At 66.1% G+C, this 3,280-nt stretch carries 4 protein-coding genes; 3 read left to right on the top strand and 1 reads right to left on the bottom strand.

Translation table 11 applies throughout. The features are described 5' to 3' along the window. Window positions 1-194: 194 nt before the first annotated feature. The 3 genes from tnpA to tnpC all read left to right on the top strand — a co-directional run bounded on the left by tnpA (window position 195) and on the right by tnpC (window position 2,716). A complete protein-coding gene (gene tnpA / locus AB7U92_RS24380; RefSeq protein WP_428582999.1) occupies window positions 195-596 on the top strand; it encodes an IS66-like element accessory protein TnpA in 402 nt (133 codons plus the stop codon). Window positions 597-610: 14 nt separating this feature from the next. Continuing rightward, complete coding sequence (tnpB, locus tag AB7U92_RS24385; protein WP_428583001.1) at window positions 611-931, top strand: IS66 family insertion sequence element accessory protein TnpB; 321 nt, start codon at window positions 611-613, stop codon at window positions 929-931. 84 nt (window positions 932-1,015) lie between these two features. Beyond that, window positions 1,016-2,716, top strand: a complete 1,701-nt coding sequence (gene tnpC / locus AB7U92_RS24390; RefSeq protein WP_428583003.1) for an IS66 family transposase — start codon at window positions 1,016-1,018, stop codon at window positions 2,714-2,716. 14 nt (window positions 2,717-2,730) lie between these two features. Here the strand turns inward: tnpC and AB7U92_RS24395 are convergent, their stop codons facing one another. Beyond that, window positions 2,731-3,129 (bottom strand): hypothetical protein, encoded by a 399-nt coding sequence (locus tag AB7U92_RS24395; protein ID WP_428583005.1) that lies wholly within the window; start codon window positions 3,127-3,129, stop codon window positions 2,731-2,733. Window positions 3,130-3,280 lie beyond the last annotated feature (151 nt).

Consider the following 3,280-nt stretch of genomic DNA (forward strand, 5'->3'; position numbering starts at 1 on the left):
GGTGGGGCGCGCGGGTCTGATGAAGGTGGCAACTCTGCTGCGCACAGTTCTAGGTTGCGCAAGGTCTAGCGCTGACCGCAGGTGTCGCTGCAACAGGTCCGTGAGCTCCTCGTGTGTGAGCGTCCAGTCCGACCATCTTGAATGTCGGGTAGACGCATAGGAGCCTCGTGTCCACTTCAACTGTTGGTGGACACGTGAACACTATCCCTGATCTACAAGCTGGCCCGCGCCGTCGACGTCGCACGCACAGCGATGAATTCAAGGCCGAGGCGGTGGCCAGTTGCCTGCAACCGGGCATGTCGATGGCGGCGGTGGCGATGGCACATGGCGTCAACGCCAACTTGCTGCGTCGGTGGGTGCGCGAGGCCGAGATGAAGCCCACGGCCGGCGCCCTTCGCGGGATGGCCCCTGGTGAAGTCCAGGCGCCTGAGCACAGGTCCTCGTTCGTTCCGGTGCACCTGCCTGCGCCCACCGAGCCGACTGCGCTGCCTGATATCCGCATCGAGTTGAAGCGCGGCGCGACCGCGGTCACGGTGACTTGGCCGGCCAGTGCGGCCAGCGAGTGTGCGGCCTGGATGCGCGAGCTCCTTCGGTGATCCGCATCGACGCCATGTGGCTATCGACCGAGCCCATCGACATGCGCGCCGGCACCGAGCGGCTGCTGGCGCGCGTGGTGCAGGTGTTCGGTGTCGCGCAGGCCCACCACGGCTACCTCTTCGCCAACGCGCGTGGCACTCGGATCAAGCTGCTCGTGCACGACGGCTTCGGCATCTGGTGCGCGGCCCGGCGCCTGAACGCTGGCCGTTTCGTCTGGCCGGTGGCGGCCAGCGTCGCGCCATCACTGGCGCTGACATCCGCGCAGTTCGACGCGCTGGTGCTGGGCCTACCGTGGCAGCGCCTGCCCGAGCTGAGCGTCATCACGCGGGCCTGAGCCGTGGGAGTACGTCAGCCGTGAACCGGTTGACGGTGCATGTGCCGATGGGCCTGGTCGGCCCGCTCTGGCACGATGCCACGCATGCTCGGCATGCGTGGTCTTCCTCCCTCGGATCCTCAGGGCCTGCCGCCCGAGGTCGCCGCGCTGATTGCCCGGTTGCAACAGCAGGTACAGGACCAGGCGCAGCAACTGTGCGAGCGCGACCAGGCCCTCGCGCAGAGAGCTGAGGAGCTGGCTCAGCGCGACGTGCTGCTGCAGCGCAAGGACCGCGAGATCGCGCTGCGCGAGGCCAAGATCGAGAAGATCAACTTCGAGCTGGCCCGCCTGAAGCGCTGGACGTACGGAGCGAAGTCCGAGGCGATGAACGCTGAGCAGCGTCGCCTGTTCGAAGAATCGCTGGCCGAGGACGAAGCCGCGCTGCGCGCGCAGCTCGATCGGTTGCGTCGTGAAGCAGATGCGGCCGCAACAGCTGCCGGGAACCCACCCAAGCCGGCGCCGCGCAAGCCACGTCGCCAAGCGCTGCCGGAGCACCTGCGCCGCGTCGAGCACCGGCATGAGCCCGACAGCACCGATTGCCAGGAGCCAGAATGCGGGCGGCCCATGACCCGCATCGGCGAAGACGTCACCGAACGGCTGGACATCGTGCCGGCCGAGTTCTTCGTACATCGCCACATCTACGGCAAGTGGGCGTGCAGGCACTGCCAGGTGCTCAGGCAGGCGAGCAGCGTGCCGGAGATCGTGGAGGGCGGCATCGCCGCCAGCGGGCTGCTGGCGCACACCGTGATCAGCCGCTTCGTGGATCACCTGCCGTACTACCGGCAGGAGACCATCAACGCGCGCTCTGGCGTGCACACCCCGCGCTCGACCTTGGCGGCCGGCTCAGGCCAGGTCGGCGCGGCGTTGGAGCCGCTGTACGAGTTGCACAAGCGCTTTATCCTCGATTGCCGAGTCCTGCAAGCCGACGAGACGCCGGTGGCCTTGCTGGACCCCGGCGCAGGCAAGACGCGCAGGGCGTACATGTGGGCCTACGCGCGAAGTTGGCACGACGCCGTTCCGGGCGTCATCTACGAGTTCTGCCGAGGGCGCGGCGCGCAGTACCCGGTGGCCTTCCTGGGCGGTGACGACATGTTGGGCGAGCGACGATGGTGCGGAACGCTGCTCACGGACCGCTACGGTGCGTACGACACCGTAGTGGACCCACAGCACTACCCGGGTCGCATCAGCGCCGCATGCGCCGCGCATGCGCGCAGGAACTTCGAAGAGCTCGCGCACGAGGGCACGAGCCCCATCGGGGTTGACGCGCTGCGGCGGTTCGCCCGCATCTACGAAGTCGAGGGCGAACTCAAGGGCCTCAGCGACGACGAACGACGAGCTCAGCGGCAGCGGCTTGCCAAGCCTCTATGGGACGAGCTCAGACAGTGGCTGGGCCTAGAGCGACGGCTGGTCCCGGACGGCGGCGCGACGGCCAAGGCGATCGACTACACGCTGGGCCATTGGGCGGCGCTGACGCGGCACCTCGACGACGGTGCTGTGGCCATCGACAACAACCACCTGGAGCGTCAGATCAAGCCCTGGGCGATGGGACGCAAGGCATGGCAGTTCGTGGGCAGCGAACTCGCCGGCCAACGCGCTGCCATCGTGATGAGCCTGGTGCAATCGGCACGGATGAATGGCCACGAACCGTGGGCCTACCTGCGCGACGTGCTGCAGCGTCTGCCGACGCTGCTCAACACCCAGCTCGACGAACTGCTGCCGCATCGCTGGACATCCGCGCAAGCCTGAACCCCTGCTTGCCGTCAAGGTGGGCCGGCCAGACGCTCACCCTCGTGTTTGCCAGCGTGAAGTAGCGCAGTGGTGAGTTCGTCAAAGAGTCCAATGTTCCATCGCGTGAGCTTGGTGCTGCTGGAGCGCCAATAGACGAAGGCTGCCAGCAGCAGAAACAGCGAGTACTGCGTAGCGCTCTTGTCGAAACCCCATAGCCACGGGCCCAGATGAGGGAAGCCAAGTTCCTTGAGAACAGGTTCAAAGAAGAACCCGTGGATGCTGAGAACCACCACCCACAGGACTAGCCAGTCGAGCCACGTGAGGCTGAGCCGGAAGCTGAGCCTTGCGGTGCTCGGCACTACGGCCCAGACGGCAGCGATCAAGCCCAGCATGGTGAGCAATGCGCTTGTGTCGATACCGGACGGGTTCATCAAGACTTATGAGGACGCTTGAGTTGAAGTCTGGCAGCCTTGTTGTGCTGGGCAGAGCAGTGGAAGAATACTGGGCGCAAGCAATGGGCGGACGATTGGAATCGGCCAGTTGAGCGGTCAGTTGGGGCTCCTAAACGTGCTGGAACCGCTT

This window comes from Piscinibacter sp. (assembly GCF_050175855.1).
Taxonomy (GTDB): Bacteria; Pseudomonadota; Gammaproteobacteria; order Burkholderiales; family Burkholderiaceae_C; genus Piscinibacter.

Bases quoted from the DNA above. Each gene is read 5' to 3' on its own strand.
- tnpB (WP_428583001.1), top strand. From the start codon at position 611: ATGTGGCTATCGACCGAGCCCATCGACATGCGCGCCGGCACCGAGCGG.
- tnpC (WP_428583003.1), top strand. From the start codon at position 1,016: ATGCTCGGCATGCGTGGTCTTCCTCCCTCGGATCCTCAGGGCCTGCCG.
- AB7U92_RS24395 (WP_428583005.1), bottom strand. From the start codon at position 3,129: ATGAACCCGTCCGGTATCGACACAAGCGCATTGCTCACCATGCTGGGC.